Origin of the sequence: Mycobacterium sp. (genome assembly GCF_032159565.1) — a bacterium.
Classification (GTDB): domain Bacteria; phylum Actinomycetota; class Actinomycetes; order Mycobacteriales; family Mycobacteriaceae; genus Mycobacterium.
Genome location: NZ_JAVHWR010000126.1, coordinates 1 through 14,912, shown reverse-complemented (window position 1 = coordinate 14,912; position 14,912 = coordinate 1). Strand labels below are relative to the sequence as shown.

General features: G+C 66.0%; 17 protein-coding genes. 5 read left to right on the top strand and 12 right to left on the bottom strand.

Translation table 11 applies throughout. The annotated features are described in order from the left end of the window. The coding region (locus QOC76_RS15860; protein ID WP_526357959.1) for an EamA family transporter at positions 1–679 on the bottom strand (679 nt) is incomplete at its 3' end. 69 nt (positions 680–748) lie between these two features. Here QOC76_RS15860 and rlmN point away from each other — a divergent pair. Further along, complete coding sequence (rlmN, locus tag QOC76_RS15855) at positions 749–1,873, top strand: dual-specificity RNA methyltransferase RlmN (RefSeq protein WP_526357957.1); 1,125 nt, start codon at positions 749–751, stop codon at positions 1,871–1,873. On the opposite strand, the gene QOC76_RS15850 is transcribed toward rlmN, so the two are convergent. Together QOC76_RS15850 and QOC76_RS15845 are read right to left on the bottom strand one after the other, a co-directional pair. Beyond that, positions 1,864–2,292 carry a nuclear transport factor 2 family protein gene (locus QOC76_RS15850; protein WP_526357955.1) on the bottom strand — a complete coding sequence of 143 codons (429 nt, stop codon included), beginning with the start codon at positions 2,290–2,292 and terminating at the stop codon, positions 1,864–1,866. The genes rlmN and QOC76_RS15850 overlap by 10 nt on opposite strands. Continuing rightward, positions 2,292–2,849, bottom strand: coding sequence for a TetR/AcrR family transcriptional regulator (locus QOC76_RS15845; protein WP_526357953.1), 558 nt, complete (start codon positions 2,847–2,849; stop codon positions 2,292–2,294). The genes QOC76_RS15850 and QOC76_RS15845 overlap by 1 nt, the downstream gene beginning before the upstream one ends. Before the next feature lie 169 nt (positions 2,850–3,018). Here QOC76_RS15845 and QOC76_RS15840 point away from each other — a divergent pair, with 169 nt between their 5' ends. After that, a complete protein-coding gene (locus tag QOC76_RS15840) occupies positions 3,019–4,179 on the top strand; it encodes a CaiB/BaiF CoA transferase family protein (protein ID WP_526357951.1) in 1,161 nt (386 codons plus the stop codon). Positions 4,180–4,189: 10 nt separating this feature from the next. Here the strand turns inward: QOC76_RS15840 and QOC76_RS15835 are convergent, their stop codons facing one another. After that, positions 4,190–4,720: a TetR/AcrR family transcriptional regulator gene (locus tag QOC76_RS15835; RefSeq protein ID WP_526357949.1), complete on the bottom strand. Its 531-nt coding sequence runs from the start codon at positions 4,718–4,720 to the stop codon at positions 4,190–4,192. 83 nt (positions 4,721–4,803) lie between these two features. Between QOC76_RS15835 and QOC76_RS15830 the strand changes: the two genes are divergently transcribed. Next, positions 4,804–4,995 carry a ferredoxin gene (locus QOC76_RS15830; RefSeq protein ID WP_526357947.1) on the top strand — a complete coding sequence of 64 codons (192 nt, stop codon included), beginning with the start codon at positions 4,804–4,806 and terminating at the stop codon, positions 4,993–4,995. Positions 4,996–5,149: 154 nt separating this feature from the next. Then, on the top strand, positions 5,150–6,313 hold the full coding sequence (locus tag QOC76_RS15825; protein ID WP_526357944.1) for an acyl-CoA dehydrogenase family protein: 1,164 nt from the start codon (positions 5,150–5,152) through the stop codon (positions 6,311–6,313). On the opposite strand, the gene QOC76_RS15820 is transcribed toward QOC76_RS15825, so the two are convergent. Both QOC76_RS15820 and QOC76_RS15815 read right to left on the bottom strand, forming a co-directional pair. Further along, positions 6,310–7,272 carry an LLM class flavin-dependent oxidoreductase gene (locus QOC76_RS15820; protein WP_526357942.1) on the bottom strand — a complete coding sequence of 321 codons (963 nt, stop codon included), beginning with the start codon at positions 7,270–7,272 and terminating at the stop codon, positions 6,310–6,312. The genes QOC76_RS15825 and QOC76_RS15820 overlap by 4 nt on opposite strands. Further along, a complete protein-coding gene (locus QOC76_RS15815; RefSeq protein WP_526357940.1) occupies positions 7,269–8,096 on the bottom strand; it encodes a MaoC/PaaZ C-terminal domain-containing protein in 828 nt (275 codons plus the stop codon). Before QOC76_RS15815 ends, QOC76_RS15820 begins: the two co-directional genes overlap by 4 nt. Before the next feature lie 62 nt (positions 8,097–8,158). On the opposite strand from QOC76_RS15815, the gene QOC76_RS15810 reads away from it, so the two are divergent. Continuing rightward, positions 8,159–9,079 (top strand): LLM class F420-dependent oxidoreductase, encoded by a 921-nt coding sequence (locus QOC76_RS15810; protein WP_526357939.1) that lies wholly within the window; start codon positions 8,159–8,161, stop codon positions 9,077–9,079. A gap of 3 nt (positions 9,080–9,082) precedes the next feature. Here the strand turns inward: QOC76_RS15810 and QOC76_RS15805 are convergent, their stop codons facing one another. The 6 genes from QOC76_RS15805 to QOC76_RS15780 all read right to left on the bottom strand — a co-directional run. Then, entirely contained in the window at positions 9,083–9,901 is an 819-nt protein-coding gene (locus QOC76_RS15805) for a PaaI family thioesterase (RefSeq protein ID WP_526357937.1), read from the bottom strand. After that, the gene (locus QOC76_RS15800) at positions 9,898–10,389 is read right to left on the bottom strand and encodes a nuclear transport factor 2 family protein (RefSeq protein WP_526357935.1); all 492 of its coding nucleotides are present in this window, start codon (positions 10,387–10,389) and stop codon (positions 9,898–9,900) included. Before QOC76_RS15800 ends, QOC76_RS15805 begins: the two co-directional genes overlap by 4 nt. A gap of 63 nt (positions 10,390–10,452) precedes the next feature. Then, a complete protein-coding gene (locus QOC76_RS15795) occupies positions 10,453–11,643 on the bottom strand; it encodes a cytochrome P450 (RefSeq protein ID WP_526357933.1) in 1,191 nt (396 codons plus the stop codon). Further along, positions 11,643–13,157 (bottom strand): FAD-dependent oxidoreductase, encoded by a 1,515-nt coding sequence (locus tag QOC76_RS15790; RefSeq protein WP_526357961.1) that lies wholly within the window; start codon positions 13,155–13,157, stop codon positions 11,643–11,645. Before QOC76_RS15790 ends, QOC76_RS15795 begins: the two co-directional genes overlap by 1 nt. A 17-nt stretch (positions 13,158–13,174) precedes the next feature. Then, a complete protein-coding gene (locus QOC76_RS15785; protein ID WP_526357931.1) occupies positions 13,175–14,113 on the bottom strand; it encodes a fumarylacetoacetate hydrolase family protein in 939 nt (312 codons plus the stop codon). Continuing rightward, on the bottom strand, positions 14,110–14,912 hold an 803-nt coding region (locus tag QOC76_RS15780), incomplete at its 5' end, for a VOC family protein (RefSeq protein WP_526357929.1). The genes QOC76_RS15785 and QOC76_RS15780, both read right to left, overlap by 4 nt.

Genomic DNA, 14,912 nt, shown 5'->3' with positions numbered 1-14,912 from the left:
TCGCATTGAACAGCACCACTGCCGCCACCGCCCAAACCGCTTTCCACGGATCGGTCACCGACCACGGCGACACGAACAGCAGCGCCGCCACCGGAACCAGGGACACGAGGTTCTGCAGCGCGGCCATCGCGCGAAAGTCGACGTCGGAGCAGAATCGCTGCTGGTAGACACCGCCGGCTGCGACCGCCAACAGGGCCACCACCAGCAGCAACACCACGGCGTCTATGCCGCCGACGGTGACCAATCGGCCTGCGCATGCGGCAAGCACCGCAACCACGCCGAGCACGAGCGCCATTGCCCGACCCCACGTGAGGCTCTCACCGAGGAACAAAGCTGCAAGCACCGTGGTGACCACCGGGTTCATCGAGATGATCACTGCTCCCAACACCGCGGGAGCACCGTGTAACAGAGCCACGTACAGGCAGATGAACTGCAGTGCCTGGCCGAGCAGCCCGCTCACCAGGACGTGAATCAGCGTGCGGCCCGTCGGCCAGCCCACGCGCGCGGCAAACACCCATCCGGACAGGATGCCGCCCGCCAATCCGAACCGGAATACCAGCACCGCCATCGGTGACATAGCCGAAACGGCAAGGGCGCCAATCGGGTAACCCATCGCGTAGAAGAAAGTCAGGATGGACGCTGTCCGGGCGGGCATCGTCGGAAGGCTCATGCGCTCCATGGTTGCGGCCAACGCAACTCAGCGCCAATCAATTTCCGCCTGCTACGGATGAGATACTGACAAAAGCTCATGTCAACACCTCTGCCCTTGGTCTTCGATCCGCCGCGACGTGCGATGCCGCCGCGCCATCTCGCCGACCTCGACGAGGCAGGACGCGTTGAGGCCGTCGCGGACCTGGGGCTGCCCGCCTTTCGCGCTAAACAGCTGGCCAACCAGTACTACGGCAGGTTGATAGCCGACCCGCGGGAGATGACCGATCTGCCGGCTGCGGTGCGCGAACAGGTGGCGGAGGCGTTGTTCCCTCGTCTGCTTGAGGCCGTTGCGGAGATTGAGTGTGACGCGGGGGAGACCCGAAAGATGCTGTGGCGCGCGGTCGACGGCACGACGTTCGAGTCGGTGCTGATGCGCTATCCGCAACGCAACACCGTGTGTGTCTCGTCACAGGCGGGGTGTGGCATGGCGTGCCCGTTCTGTGCGACGGGACAGGGCGGGCTGAAGCGCAATCTGTCGACGGCCGAGATTCTCGAACAGGTCCGTGCGGCGGCAGTGGAGTTGCGCGACCGCGACGGCGATGGGTTTGCCCCGCCCGCGCGCGGTGGCCGGCTCTCGAACATCGTCTTCATGGGCATGGGGGAGCCGCTGGCCAATTACAACCGCGTGCTTGCCGCGGTCCGTCGCATCGTCGCGGCGCCGCCGAACGGGTTCGGTATCTCGGCGCGTTCGGTCACCGTGTCGACGGTCGGGCTCGCCCCGGCGATCCGGAAGCTGGCCGACGAGCAGCTCGGTGTGACCCTGGCCCTGTCGCTGCATGCACCCGATGACGAGCTGCGCGACACGTTGGTTCCGGTGAACAGCCGGTGGAAGGTCTCCGACGCGCTGGAGGCCGCCCGCTACTACGCCGATGTGACCGGCAGGCGGGTGTCGATCGAATACGCGCTGATTCGTGACGTCAACGATCAGCCATGGCGCGCAGACCTGCTCGGCAAGCGGCTGCACGGAGCGCTGGGTCCGCTCGTCCACGTCAACGTCATACCGCTGAACCCGACGCCCGGCAGCGAGTGGGACGCCAGCCCCAAGGCCGCGGAAGGGGAGTTTGTCCGGCGAGTCCGCGAGCGTGGGGTGTCGTGCACCGTGCGCGACACGCGCGGCCGTGAAATCGCCGCCGCCTGCGGGCAATTGGCCGCTCAGGCCTGACCGGGGCGCGGCGGGTTGGCCGTCCACACCATCTCCTCGCGCAGACGTCGGCTGCGCCATCCTTCCGGCGTGCGAATCAAATCGTGGTAGTAGTAGCCGCCGAACATGCTGAGCTCGGGGAGCCCCTTGATCTGCGTCGGGTTGTAGAACATCGCGCGGACTTCGGCGGTGTCGCCGTCGATCGTCGCCTCGACGTTGGTGATGTAATGCATGCTCATCGAGACCAGCGCCGAGAAATCCCTTGAGAAGAACTCGATGGCGGCATCGAGTGATCCCGTGAAAACGTCGGTGGAGTAGTCGATGTGCGCGTCGTCGGTGAACACCGACCGGTAGAGCTCCCAGTCCTTGCTGTCCACCGCCCGCGCATACCTGTTCAGCAGCGCGACGATCTCGAGTTCGTCGCTGACGTGGCCATCCATCAACTTGCCGGTTTGATGCCGACGGCGTGACGCAACTGGGCGAGAAACTGATCGTCGTCGTCGCTGCGAACGATGTAGTGCGACACTGCGACTCGGATCGCAGTTGCGGCCTTGACGCCGCTGTTGGACCCTGACAGCAGCTTCAGCAGCCGGGCACGCATGATCGGGATGATTCTCGACAACTGTGTGATGACGACCTCCGGCTCGATGTCGACGAGCCGCACACCCGAATAGGACTGCTGATAAGAGACGATGAATCGCAATGCTGCGTCCAGCTTTTCGGTGCCGCGCAAACTCGCGGTCGCCCTGCCGATGCCGGTGTCGAACATTTCGCGCTCGTAGACGCCGAACGCGTCGAGCAGCTCGCTCTTGTCGGCGAACCAGCGGTACAGCGTGGGACGGGAGACGCCGGCCTGCAGCGCCACTTCCGACAGGCTGAGTTTCGTCTGGCCGCTGCGGCCCAGCACCTCCGCGGTCGCCACGAGGATCCGGTGTCGCGTCGAGGTGTCGTCGACGGTCTCCGACGCGCCTCGTTGGTCACGCCCTGGTTCGTTCACGTCAGGCCTCAATCGTCGGGTTTAGTGATCGTAGATCCTGCCTCACAGCGACTTCTTCAGGAGTGCGACCGTGTCGTCTCGGCCACCGCGGACCTCCTAGTCTTGGCCTGTAGCGGACGCAAGCATTACAAGATGTCACGATCTGTAAAGCATAGGGGAAGGGATGGCCATGGCCGGACCGTTGGAGGGCATCAAGGTCGTCGAACTCGGTGTATGGGTGGCAGGCCCGGCGGCTGGCGGCATCCTGGCCGACTGGGGCGCCGACGTCGTCAAGATCGAACCGCCGACCGGCGACCCGGCCCGCATGTTCGGCCGCATGCTAGGACTCGACGGGAGCCAGAGCCCGCCGTTCGAGATGGACAACCGGGGCAAGCGCAGCATCGCGCTCGACCTCACATCGAGCGACGATCAGGGCGTCGCACTCGAATTGATCAGCGCAGCTGATGTTTTCGTCACCAACGTCCGCCCCGGTGGCTTGCGTCGAATCGGCCTGGACTTCGAGACGCTGGCCGCGCTCAACCCACGTCTGGTGTACGGCATGATCACGGGATACGGAGAACGGGGACCCGATGCCGACCGCGCCGCCTACGACGTCGCCGCGTACTGGGCGCGTGCCGGACTTGCGCACCTGTTGACCCGCCCCGGTGACACTCCGCCGTTTCAGCGCGGCGGCATGGGCGACCACACCGCAGGCATGACACTGGTGGCCGCGGTGTGTGCGGCCTTGGTCGCCCGGTCATCCAGTGGCTTCGGCCAATTGGTGTCGACGTCGCTGTACCGGTCGGGCACCTACACGATCAGCTTCGACCTCAACACGTTCCTGATGACGGGCCACTCCATCGCGATCGGTCAGCGCGAGTCGATGGCCAACCCGTGTATGAACAACTACGTCGCAGGCGACGGCCGTCGATTCTGGATCGTCGGCCTCGACGTCGACCGGCACTGGGGTCCGCTGTGCCGCGTCGTGGGGCGACCCGGCTGGCTGACCGACTATCCACGGCCGCGGGACCGGGCGCAGCATGCCGTCGGCCTCATCGCCGAACTCGACGGGATCTTTGCGACCAAGCCGCTCGATGAGTGGGCCGAACTCTTCGCGGCAGAACCGGATCTCTTCTGGTCGCCGATCAACTCGATCGAGGACGTCATCGCCGACGACCAGTTCCACGCGGCGGGAGGCGTCGTGTATGTGCCCGACGACGATGCGGGCGTGCCGATGGTGGCCACGCCCGCCGACTTCCACGGCACCCCGTGGGAACCCCGCTCGACGGCGCCAGGCGTCGGTCAGCACACCGGCGAGATTCTCGCGGAACTGCGGGGCCGGAGGGATTGAGGCGAAACGTTCACGGCGCCTTCACACCTGCCGCGTGCCGAAGCTGCGCAAGGAACTGGTCGTCGTCGTCGCTGCGCACCAGATAGTGCGAAACCGCAACGCGGACGGCGGTGGCCACCGCGAGTTCGGAGTTGGGCCCGTGCGCGAGGCGTTCGAGTCGCGATCGCATGAGCGGTATGACGCGCGCGAGCCGCCGGATGACCAGTGCCGGCTCGATGTCGATCATCCGCAGGCCGGGGTAGGAGTGCTGGTATTCGACGATGACGCGCAGGGCTGCGTCGAGTCTTTCGCCTGCGGGCAGCCCGGCGGTCGCGTGGGTGACCGCGCGCTCGTAGTACTGCCGTTCCCACACCGCGAAGTCGTCGAGCAGATCGCGCTTGGACGCGAACCAGCGGTACAGGGTCGGCCGCGAAACCCCGGCTTGCACCGCGACCTCGGAAAGGCTCAGCTTCGTCATGCCATTGCGGCCGAGCACCTCCGCGGTGGCGGCCAGGATGCGCTGTCGCGTCGAGTTGTCGTCCTCGGCGACCTGATGCTCCATTGGCATAGCTTTACAAAACTACGTCTAAATGTCACGCTAAATCTCCGCGAAATGCCGACTCGGTTGACGATTTGGGAGTGATCATGCGGGTCGAAGTGGATCTCGACAAATGCACAGGACACGGCATTTGCGAATCGATCGCCGAGGACGTGTTCGAAGTGCAGGACGACGGCACCGTGCACATCGACGGTGACGAGCGGCCGGAATCGGACCGCGACCGCATGCAGCAGGCCGTGACGCAATGCCCCGCAGCGGCCCTGCGCCTCATCGATTAGCCGCGAACTAGCGTTCCCGGTCGCGATTCGGCGGGCGGATTGCACAGCCGTGAATGCTATTTCGCGGGCATCGGACCGCTCGAACGTCGCTTCCGAACTCGTCGCCGCGGTCCCGACTTTACGGATTAGCGAGAAAATGTCACGCTAAGGGGCGATGGATTTCTCTCGGGTGGCACTCTCAGACGACGACCTGGCGTTCCGGGACGAACTTCGCGCGTTGCTGTCTCAAATCGTCACGGACGAGGTCATCGCCCGCGACCGGGAAACCGGCGAGAACTTCGACGAGGGCGTTCACCTGACACTCGGCAAGGCCGGCTATCTCGCCGCGGATTTCAAGCCCGAAGCCGATGGTGGCTTCACCCGGGTTCGTAAGCGCATCTGGGATCTGGAGATCGGCCGGGCGCACACGCCATGGTTTCACTGGGGGACGACGGCGATGGTCGCGCGGGCGGTCCAGCAGTTCGGCTCGGCCGAACTCAAGGACGAAGTGCTCGAGCGCACGCTGTCCGGGGAATTCCGACTCTGCCTCGGCTACACCGAGCCGGAAGGCGGCTCCGACGTCGCCACCTGCAAGACCCGCGCTGTCCGCGACGGCGACGGCTGGATCATCAACGGCGCCAAGATGTTCACCTCGAATGCACAGAACGCGTCGTATGTTTACCTGATCACGAACACCGACCAGGCGGCGCCGAAACACCAGAACCTGACCATGTTTCTGGTTCCGCTGGATTCGCCCGGCGTCGAGATTCAACCGCTGCGCACTGTCGACGGTGACCGCACCAACATCACCTACTACAGCGACGTGCGCGTCGCCGACAGATACCGCATCGGTGAGGTCAACGGCGGCTGGACCGTCCTTCGCGAAGCACTCAACGATGAGCACGGCACCGTCGAGCGCGGCGACGACGGCCTGCAGAAGGTCGCCGCCATGTCCGAGCATGTGTTGCTGCTGGCCGAGGCGGTGGACAAGGTCGCCGCGCTGGCGACGGACGAGGAATCGGTGAGATATCGCCTGGGCCGCGGTATCGCCCGCATGGAGGCGGCGATGAGCACGCCCGACATGTTCGGCCGTGTCGCGAATGCTCAAGTCATGCGGGATGTCTCACCGGATCTGATGGACATTCTCGGAGCGGTTTCCAGCCTGGCCGTCGACGAGGAGGGCGCCGTCGGCAACGGCGGAGCCGAGTATGTCTTCCGGCTGGCCGGTCCCACCGGCATCTACGGCGGAACGCTCGAAGTGTTCCGTAACATGATCGCGCAGCACGCGCTCGGACTCGGCAGGCCGAACTACTCGACGCCGGTCAAGAAGAGCTCCTAGAGCCGGGCGATCACCTCGGAGGCCAGCAGTTCGAGTGTCTCGTCGGACCCGCGGTCGTGAGTGAACAGCACGATCTGCCCGAAGCCCATGTCCTGCAGTTCGTGGAGTCGATCGACGATCGCAGGCGGAGTCCCGATGAGCCCACCCTCGTGCAGGCCGAACGCCGGTATTCCGAAACGCTTTTCGGCAAGCTGCGCAACCGCGGGCAGTGATGCGTCGTCGGGTGCGAGCGCCATCACCGCCTCAATCGACAGCACGATCGAAGAGGGATCGCGGCCGATGTCATCGCAGAGTTGCCGGAGCACCGAGATCTTGTGATTCAGCTCGGCGAGCGCGTAGGTGGGCACGTTCCACACGTCGGCATACCGCGCCACCAGCGGCAGCGTGTACTTCTCGCCGACGCCGCCCACCACGATCGGCGGACGCGGCTGCTGAACAGGCCCCGGCTTGATCGGCATATCCCGCACCGCGAAGTGCTTGCCCGCGAAGTCGATTCGTTCGTCGGCGAACGCCTGATGCAGTATCTCCAGCGTCTCGCCCAGCCGCTCTGACCGCTGCGCGAAGGTACCCCAATCCATCCCGACACGCGTGTGCTCGTCCTCGATGGACCCGCTGCCGATACCGAGTTGCAGCCGCCCGGCCGAGATCTGGTCGAGCGTGGTCGCCATCTTGGCTAGCACCGCGGGATGGCGGAACTGGTTGCACAACACCATGTGTCCGACCTGGATGCGTTCGGTGCGGCTGAGCAGTGCGGTGGCCAGGGTCCACGCCTCCAGGGACGGATATTCGGGGGCGCCCGGCCCGTAGAGGTGGTCGTAGAGCCACAGCGAGTCGATTCCGAGTTGTTCACAGCGCAGTGCGCGGTGCAGTACGTCGGAATAGGTGAAGCCCATCTGAGGCAGGTAGACACCGATCTCGGCCCTTGTCGGGCCGATGATTCGCTCGCCAGCTTCGCTCATGTGCGCAGTTCCAACCTTCCGTGGGTGATGGTGTCGATGCCGTCGGCGGCGGCCTCGAAAGCGAACGACCGTTCGTCGATGCCGTAAGCACTTACCGTCAGGTCGCATCCCAACGGGGTAGGGGAGGCGAATCGGACCGCCACCCGTGATACCCGGCCGGGGTCGTCGACACCGAGCAGGGCGAGCAGGCGATGTGTGCAGATCGCCATCGTGCACAGGCCGTGCGCGAACACGAAGTCGAAGCCTGCGGCGCGCGCCGCCTCGATGTCGAAATGGTGTTCCGACCAGTCGCCGGACACCTCCGCGTAGCGGCGTGCCGCCTCGGCATCGACATGGAAGGTCGTCGAACCCAGTCCGTTGGCGCGCGCAGCGCCGGGAAAGCGGTGCTCGGCCGGCATCGTCCCGAGGTCGGGTAAGCCGTCGAGGCCCAGCAGCACCATCGTCCACCACTGCTCGACCGCCGGCAGGCCATCGCAGTCCAGTTGCCCGAGGTGCACCGCCACCCTGGTGCCCGCCCGCGACGTCCGCATCCCCGAGATCCGCGACCAGGTGGTCAACGCCTCACCGGGTTCCAGAGGGCGGTGCAGCACGATCTCGTGCTCCCCGTGCACACCGCCGCGCACCCGGTTCCAGGCCTCGGGGGGCACGTCGCCCCGCGCCGTCTCGACGGCGGCGAACACCAGAATCACCGGGAAGGTCGCCGGGACGGCACACCCCGCAACCACCGAAGCGGTGTCGTCGCCGGTGGCCGCGGCGTAGGCCGAGATGCCGTCCGGCGCCAAATGGCCGGGGAACGGGCCGTGCCGCGCAGGGTTGACCGTCATATGAGTGGCATGGTAACGACATTCTCAACTTTGGAGAAGGTAATTCTGGAAGGCGGCCGTTGATGCGGTTCACGTTCACCCACCCGATGCACAGCCACCCATACAATCCGGAGTTGGTGACCGGGGCGGGTATCGCGACGGTCGGGGCGGCGGCGGAGGCGGCCGGCTTTCACGGGTTCGGTTTCACCGACCATCCGGCACCGTCACAGCGTTGGCTGGAGTCCGGCGGTCACGATGCGGTGGACCCGTTCGTCGCCATGGGCTTCGCCGCGGCCCGAACGACGACGCTGCGACTGATCCCCAACATCGTCGTGTTGCCGTACCGCAATCCGTTCGTGGTCGCGAAGTCCGGTGCGACGCTGGATTTTCTTTCCAATGGCCGATTCACCCTCGCCGTCGGTGTCGGCTACCTGAAGCGTGAATTTGCTGCTCTCGGTGTCGACTTCGATGAGCGGGCGGCGCTGTTCGAGGAGGCGCTCGAGGTGATTCGCGGCATCTGGACCACTGACGACTTCTCGTTCGAGGGCCGTCACTTCTCCGCCAAGGGCATCACCGCTCACCCGCGTCCGGTGAGCAAGCCTCATCCGCCGATCTGGATCGGCGGCAACACATCCGCGGCCCGGCAACGCGTGGCGGCTTTCGGCGACGGCTGGTGCCCGTTTCCCGCGCCTGCGGTCCTTGCGCAGACTGCCCGCACCGCGGCGCTGGACTCCGTCGATGCTCTCGTCGACGGTATCTCCGATCTGCGCCGGCGCTGCGACGCGGCGGGCCGGGACTGGTCGGCCATCGACATCACCTTCAGCAACATCGGTGGCGGATCGCCAGGCGATCAGGACTTCATTGCGGACGCGTACATGGCTGGTTTGGAAAAGCTTGCCGCGGTGGGCGTCACATGGGTTCAGGTTCAGGTGCCCGGTGACAGCCTGCAGCATGCGGTGGATGCGATCGGGCGCTTCGGCAGCTCGGTGATCGCGTCCGCGTGACGCTCACCGGTATGCGGTAACCCTGCCGACGAGGGCGACCTCACCGTCGGTGCCGATGGCCTGCGCCTCGGCCACACCACTGCGCCTGCCGATGCGCAGCGCGGTTCCCGCATAACGTGATCGATCGCCGCTGAAGAACTGGCGCAGAAAGTTCACCCGTAGCGACGCGGTGTTCAACGGCTGGTCGGGGCGGTCGGCGTTGAGTGCCGCGGAGGCCGCGAGCTCCAGACCCGCGGCCGCCACTCCGCCGTGCACGACGGCGAGAGTGTTGTTGAGCACCGGATCACGTTCTTGGTGGAGCATCGGCGATCCGTTCCCGTCGCCGACCCGCACCGCCATGAGGTCGGCGAGTTCCGTCGGTCGCGGGGTATCGACGGGCGTCGTCGGCCACTCATGCGGAAATTCACCTGGGTGCCCGACGTAGACAGACCGGACAGTTCCGACCCCGATAACGGTGTCGTCGATCGTCAACTCGCACAGACCGAATGCCGATGGGCCCCTGGCCCCGACGGGCCGGCCTGTCGCCACAACTGGAACCTCGGGCCTGTCGGCGATGACGGTCAAGGCGTCGGGGGTCAGCTCGAGCGACAGCTCGCTGGATACGGTCCACTCGTCGGCCTGTCGGCGGTAGTGGTTGACCAGGCCCGCCACGTGGTCGACCAGGACCGCGAGCGGTCCGGCGGTCGGGACGCCGGTCAGCGGATTGACCAGGCCCGCGGCCGGCATCGAACTGACGAAGGGATCGGGGCTGTCGACGACGTTCGCGATGCCGAATCGGCCCAGCGCCGTATTGAGCGGGTAGAGGGCGGGTGCGTCGGTCACTTCATCACCCGGCGGGATAATTTCCCGATGGCCCGTCGGAATCGGTCCGAAACGAACACCGAGACAACGCCATTGCCCACATCTTCCCGCAGTCGGGTCAGCGCGGAGCTGGTGAAGATCCACTGCCCGTCGACCTTCTCGTATGTCTCGGTGTAGTGGCCGTAGCCGCGCAGGTTCACGGCAGGCCCGAATCGGACGACGTCCTCGAGCGCCCAGACGCCCCGCGCGGTCGTCGGTGACGTCAGCTCGATCTCGGGTGCGTGCACCTGATGCACCGTGGCCTGCGATCGCACACCCTTGCGGGTGAAGGCGACGAATTCGTCGGCGCCACGGATGACCTTGCCGCCCGCCTTGGACGTGTCACTGAGGAAGTCGTCGCTGAACAGGCTTCGCCAGGCGTGCCAGTCCTTGGTGTCCAGCAGTCGGCAATAGCGGGCCTTGAGCTGTTTGATCGCCTCGATCTCCAGCAGGGTGGCGGCGTCATCCATCCGGAGAGCGTGACATTCTGGTCGAAGATTGTAAAGTTGCTCATTGACTCTGAAGCGAGGGCACTAGGGGATGAGCTTGAGCGGCATGCGCTCGTGGCGCCGGATGATGTTGTTGACCGCCCATGTCGGCTCTGCCGTAAGTTCGATCCCGTCGACGCGATCGACCAGAGCTTGCAGGATCGCCGAGGTCTCCAGCCGCGCCAGGCCCTGCCCGGCACACGCATGTGCGCCCTGGCCGAACCCGAGCTGGCGGTTGGCGTCGCGGCGGATGTCGAACATGTCCGGTTCGTGCCATTCGCGTTCGTCTCTGTTGGCCGATGCGTAGATCACCAGCACCCGCGCGCCTGCGGGGATCCGGACATCGGCGATGTCGGTGTCGCAACGGGTGTGGCGGGCGAAGGCGCGCAGCGGAGATTCGAAGCGGATCACCTCGTTGACCGCGTTGGGGATCAACGACGGGTCGTCCTTGAGGATCCGCCACTGCTCCGGATGGGTGGCGAACAGATACAGCGCACTCGATATCGAGCTGATCGTGGTGTCCAGTGACGGTGCGATGTAATCGATCATCAGCGGCGCGCATTCAGCGTGCGAGATTTTGCCTTCGTCAGCGGCGGTCAGAGTTTCGTGTGCCATGCTGCCCTCGACAAGGCTGCGGGTACGCACCACCCGGCGGGCGAATCGCAGCATCTGAAGGCTGGGAAGGGCCGACCTGATCGCTTGCCTGTTCAGCGGGCCAAGTATGTCGAATGTCGCTGCCCCCCAATGCAACAGATTATCCCGGCGATCCCGCGGCCAGCCGACGAGGTCGGGGACCACCGCGAGCGGCAACGCGTACGCAAGATCGTGAACGCCATCGACCTCACCTCGATCGAGTGCCGCCGCGACGACGTCGGCAGCCAACCGGTCGACGCTGTCGCTGATGGCCCGCAAGGCCCGTGGGAGCATCCGGTGGGCGACCAGCTTGCGGCGCTGATCGTGTTCCGCGCCGTCACTGGTGAGCGTGGTGCCGCGAGACAGCCGGTTGCTGAAGGGGTTCAGTGCCACCCCCTTGCCCGAGATGAACGTCTTGTCGTCGCGCAACACGGACTTGCATTCGGCGTACCGTGGCAACGCGTAGAGCCGGTGGCGCGACATCCACACCACAGCGCCCTGCTCACGTAGTCGCGCATAGTGGGGGTACGGGTCGACGATCGCGTCGGTGGTGTAGATGTTCGCCGGGTACGCGGGAACCCCACTGGGCGCTTTGGTCAGCATTACCGTCGTCCTCCGTCGACCGTGAAAACCGGTACTGCGGCGCACAGCTCGTCGACGCGTCGGCCCGTCCTCATCACGGTGCGGTCAGGTCGCACGATCGCCGCCGTCGAGCGGCCACGCCGCAGCCACTCGGCGAGCTGGGTTCCGGTCTCTGCGATCTGGACTGCGGCCCCGTGTTGCTTCAGGCGTGCTCGGTGTTCGGCCTCCACCGGGACGGCCGAGATGAGAGCGAAGCCGGTGCCGATGGCGTCGTCGAGCCTGTGGCCGTCGGGCAGCAGGGGATTGGGGCAGAGTGTGCCCGTCAGGCGCCGCTGGCGGCGTGATCGGTGGACCAACGCGGACCGGCGCAGTGCAGGCGTGGTGCTGTCGATGACCTTGTCGCGCAGGCCGGGGATGTGGCGTATCTGCGGTACGACGATGCGGCGGATCAGATTGCCGAAGTCGCCGCCACACGTCATCGACCGGCCGACATTGAGCGCGAGCCGGATCAAGGCGAGGGTGTGTGGCTTCCGCTCCTGCTGGTAGGTGTCGAGGACGGCCGATGGGAGCTCGCCGGCCAGCACGCCTGCGAGCTTCCAGGATAGGTTCATCGCATCGCGCAGCCCGGCGCCCATGCCCTGTCCGACGAACGGCGGGGTGAGGTGGGCGGCGTCGCCGAGCAGAAAAACGTTGCCGCGCCGCCATTCGTCGGCGATCTGTGCCCGGAACGTGTACTCGGTCACGCGGATCAGCTCGAGTTCGTGGTCGGCAGCGTGTGACGTCCACGGCGCGATGAGCGGTTTGAGCGCCGCGAGGCCCGCGTAGTTCTCGACGGTCTCCCCGGACAGCAGCCGAAACTCCCAGCGGTAACGAGCCTCGCCGATGCGCATGTAGGTGCCCGCGCGGGCCGGGTCACACACCTGGTGCACCCCCTCCCACTGGTGGAGGTCGACGTCGGTCGCGACATCGACAACCAGCCAACGCTGTTCGAACTTCAAACTGCGTACGGCGCCGCCGATTCCGGCGCGAACGACACTGTTGGCGCCGTCACAGCCAAGCACATAGTCGGCGTCGACGGCGCGTTCGCAGCCGTCGGTGCGATCGGTGAACGTGACCCTGACGCGGCCCGCCCCCTGCTCGGTTACGCCGGTGACGTCCGCGTCGCCTCGAAGCGTGGCCCGCGGGTAGCGCTTGAGGTTGTTGCGCAGCAGCACCTCGAACTCGGGCTGGTCGAACATGTTGGCCTGTGGGAACCCGTTGACGCTACGTGCGGTGTCACGGCGGAATTCGGCCAACACGCGCATTGTGTTGTCCAGCAAGCGAAGACCGTGTGCGGGTCGCGAGATCGCGGCGAACTCGTCGGCGATGCCCAGCCGGGCGACGATCCGGTAGGTCTCGTCGTCAAGGTGCACGGCGCGGGGCTGGGGATACACGTCGGGCCATCGGTCCAGCACGAGACTGTCGACGCCGTACTGCGCGAGCAGGGTGGCCGCCGTGATGCCCGTCGGGCCGGCGCCGACGATCACGACCGGCACCCGGGCGGGCACCGCCGTCACGCGTATCTCGCGGTGGTGCGCTGGTAACCCAGGTCGATCGCTCCGTCGTCGGTGGCTACTGCGAGTTCCACGACGTCGCCGTCGTGAAGGTATTTGGAGTTGTTGGCCTGTCGCTTGAAGAAAGCCTTCCATTTCACGGCAGGTGGCAGCAGGTTGCCGATGATCTCGATCGGCTTGGGCGGAGCGCTGAGCGCGGTGCCGACCGGTGTGCCCGTCATCACGAGGTCGCCCGCGTCCAACCGCTGGAAGCGGGCGAGCGCTCCAAGTGCCTGCAGCGGCGGGTAGATCATGTCGCCCTCGACGACCGCGTTCTGCCGGACTTCGCCGTTGACCCGCAGTTGCAGCCGCAGATCCCCGAACCGCTTGAGCCCGTCGGCGTCCAGCAGCACCAGGGCGGGGCCGACGGGGGTGAAGGTGGGGTAGGACTTGGCTTCGTAGAACTGCGTCTGGGGCAGCTGCACGTCTCGGGCGGACACGTCGTTGGTGACGACGAGGCCCGCGATGTAGTCGGCGAGATTCTCCGCGGTGACAGTGGTGCCGACCGGAATGTCGCGTGCGATGACGAGGCCGATCTCCACCTCGTAGTCCATGAAGCGGACATGCTTGGGCCTGACGATGTCGTCGAACGGCCCGCTGATCGACCCGGACGCCTTGCGGAAGAAGGCCAACGGGATCGACTTCGGATCCATTCCGGCGTCGGTGACGTGGGAGGCGTAGTTTGTCATCTGCGCGACGACCCGGCACGGCGCGGTCACCGGTGATACCAGCGTCAGGCCGTCAACGGGCACGATGTCGCGGCTGTGCGCTGCTGCGTCGATGGCCGCGCGGTCGGCGAGCAGTTCCCGTGTTGTTGTCGCTGTCGTCGCTATCTTGGCTGCGCCGGTTGACGTTTGGACCCACCATGCGTCGGCGGTACGGAGAATGGAAGTGGTCATGAGTTGGCTACCTTCAGGAGTCCGCGCAGGCGGGTAAGGGTGAATTCGTTGTCGGTACGGAGTGCGTTGACGACCGAGAGCGCTTCGTGGGGGAGCGCGCCCGGGTTGATGCCGAGGAAGTCCTTGGTGACCGGCGGCCCCCACTGCGCGAGACCCGTGGCGGTGAACGGTGCCCAGCCGGCCTCCAGTGTGTTGTCGAACATGTCGCCATCGGTGAAGTGCTCGACGAGGAAGCCGTCCGGATCGCGCCAGTAGTCGAAGAGCTGGCTGCCCTGGATGTGCCTGCCGATGCCCCAGGATCTGAAATACCCTTGGCCGGTGAGGTATTCGCCGCCTGCGGCAAGGGCGTCTAGGTCACACACCTGATAGGCGGAGTGGATGTAGCGGCTGCTGGGGCCCAAGGCGAGCGCGAGGGTGTGGTGGTCGGCGGGGGCGGAGCCGCGGTCGCAGCGGATGAAGCTCATCACCGGTCCGCGGGCGCGCTGCTTTGGGTAGAAGAGGAAGTCGCTGACGATCATGCCGAGGTTGTCGAGGTAGAAGTTCAGCGCCTCGGTGTACTTGGTGGTCTGCAATACGACATGACCGAGTCGCTGCACGCAGGCCGGTTCCCGGGGCGTGCGCTGCGTGTCATTGGCGCGTTTGACTTCACGGCCGAAGTTGAAGGCGTGGGGTCGCTGAGCTGTCAGCTCCGACACCTGATGCATGCCTGCAACCACTCGGACGGGAAGACCGCTCGGGTCGACGAGGTCCACCGCGACGCCGCCGACGGAGTCCGGCAGTGGCTTCGTGGGCGCTCCGG

Excerpts from the sequence above, each read along its gene's own strand:
- rlmN (WP_526357957.1), top strand. The coding sequence starts at position 749 with ATGTCAACACCTCTGCCCTTGGTCTTCGATCCGCCGCGACGTGCGATG.
- QOC76_RS15850 (WP_526357955.1), bottom strand. The coding sequence starts at position 2,292 with ATGGATGGCCACGTCAGCGACGAACTCGAGATCGTCGCGCTGCTGAAC.
- QOC76_RS15840 (WP_526357951.1), top strand. The coding sequence starts at position 3,019 with ATGGCCGGACCGTTGGAGGGCATCAAGGTCGTCGAACTCGGTGTATGG.
- QOC76_RS15835 (WP_526357949.1), bottom strand. The coding sequence starts at position 4,720 with ATGGAGCATCAGGTCGCCGAGGACGACAACTCGACGCGACAGCGCATC.
- QOC76_RS15830 (WP_526357947.1), top strand. The coding sequence starts at position 4,804 with ATGCGGGTCGAAGTGGATCTCGACAAATGCACAGGACACGGCATTTGC.
- QOC76_RS15825 (WP_526357944.1), top strand. The coding sequence starts at position 5,150 with ATGGATTTCTCTCGGGTGGCACTCTCAGACGACGACCTGGCGTTCCGG.
- QOC76_RS15820 (WP_526357942.1), bottom strand. The coding sequence starts at position 7,272 with ATGAGCGAAGCTGGCGAGCGAATCATCGGCCCGACAAGGGCCGAGATC.
- QOC76_RS15815 (WP_526357940.1), bottom strand. The coding sequence starts at position 8,096 with ATGACGGTCAACCCTGCGCGGCACGGCCCGTTCCCCGGCCATTTGGCG.
- QOC76_RS15810 (WP_526357939.1), top strand. The coding sequence starts at position 8,159 with ATGCGGTTCACGTTCACCCACCCGATGCACAGCCACCCATACAATCCG.
- QOC76_RS15800 (WP_526357935.1), bottom strand. The coding sequence starts at position 10,389 with ATGGATGACGCCGCCACCCTGCTGGAGATCGAGGCGATCAAACAGCTC.
- QOC76_RS15795 (WP_526357933.1), bottom strand. The coding sequence starts at position 11,643 with ATGCTGACCAAAGCGCCCAGTGGGGTTCCCGCGTACCCGGCGAACATC.
- QOC76_RS15785 (WP_526357931.1), bottom strand. The coding sequence starts at position 14,113 with ATGACCACTTCCATTCTCCGTACCGCCGACGCATGGTGGGTCCAAACG.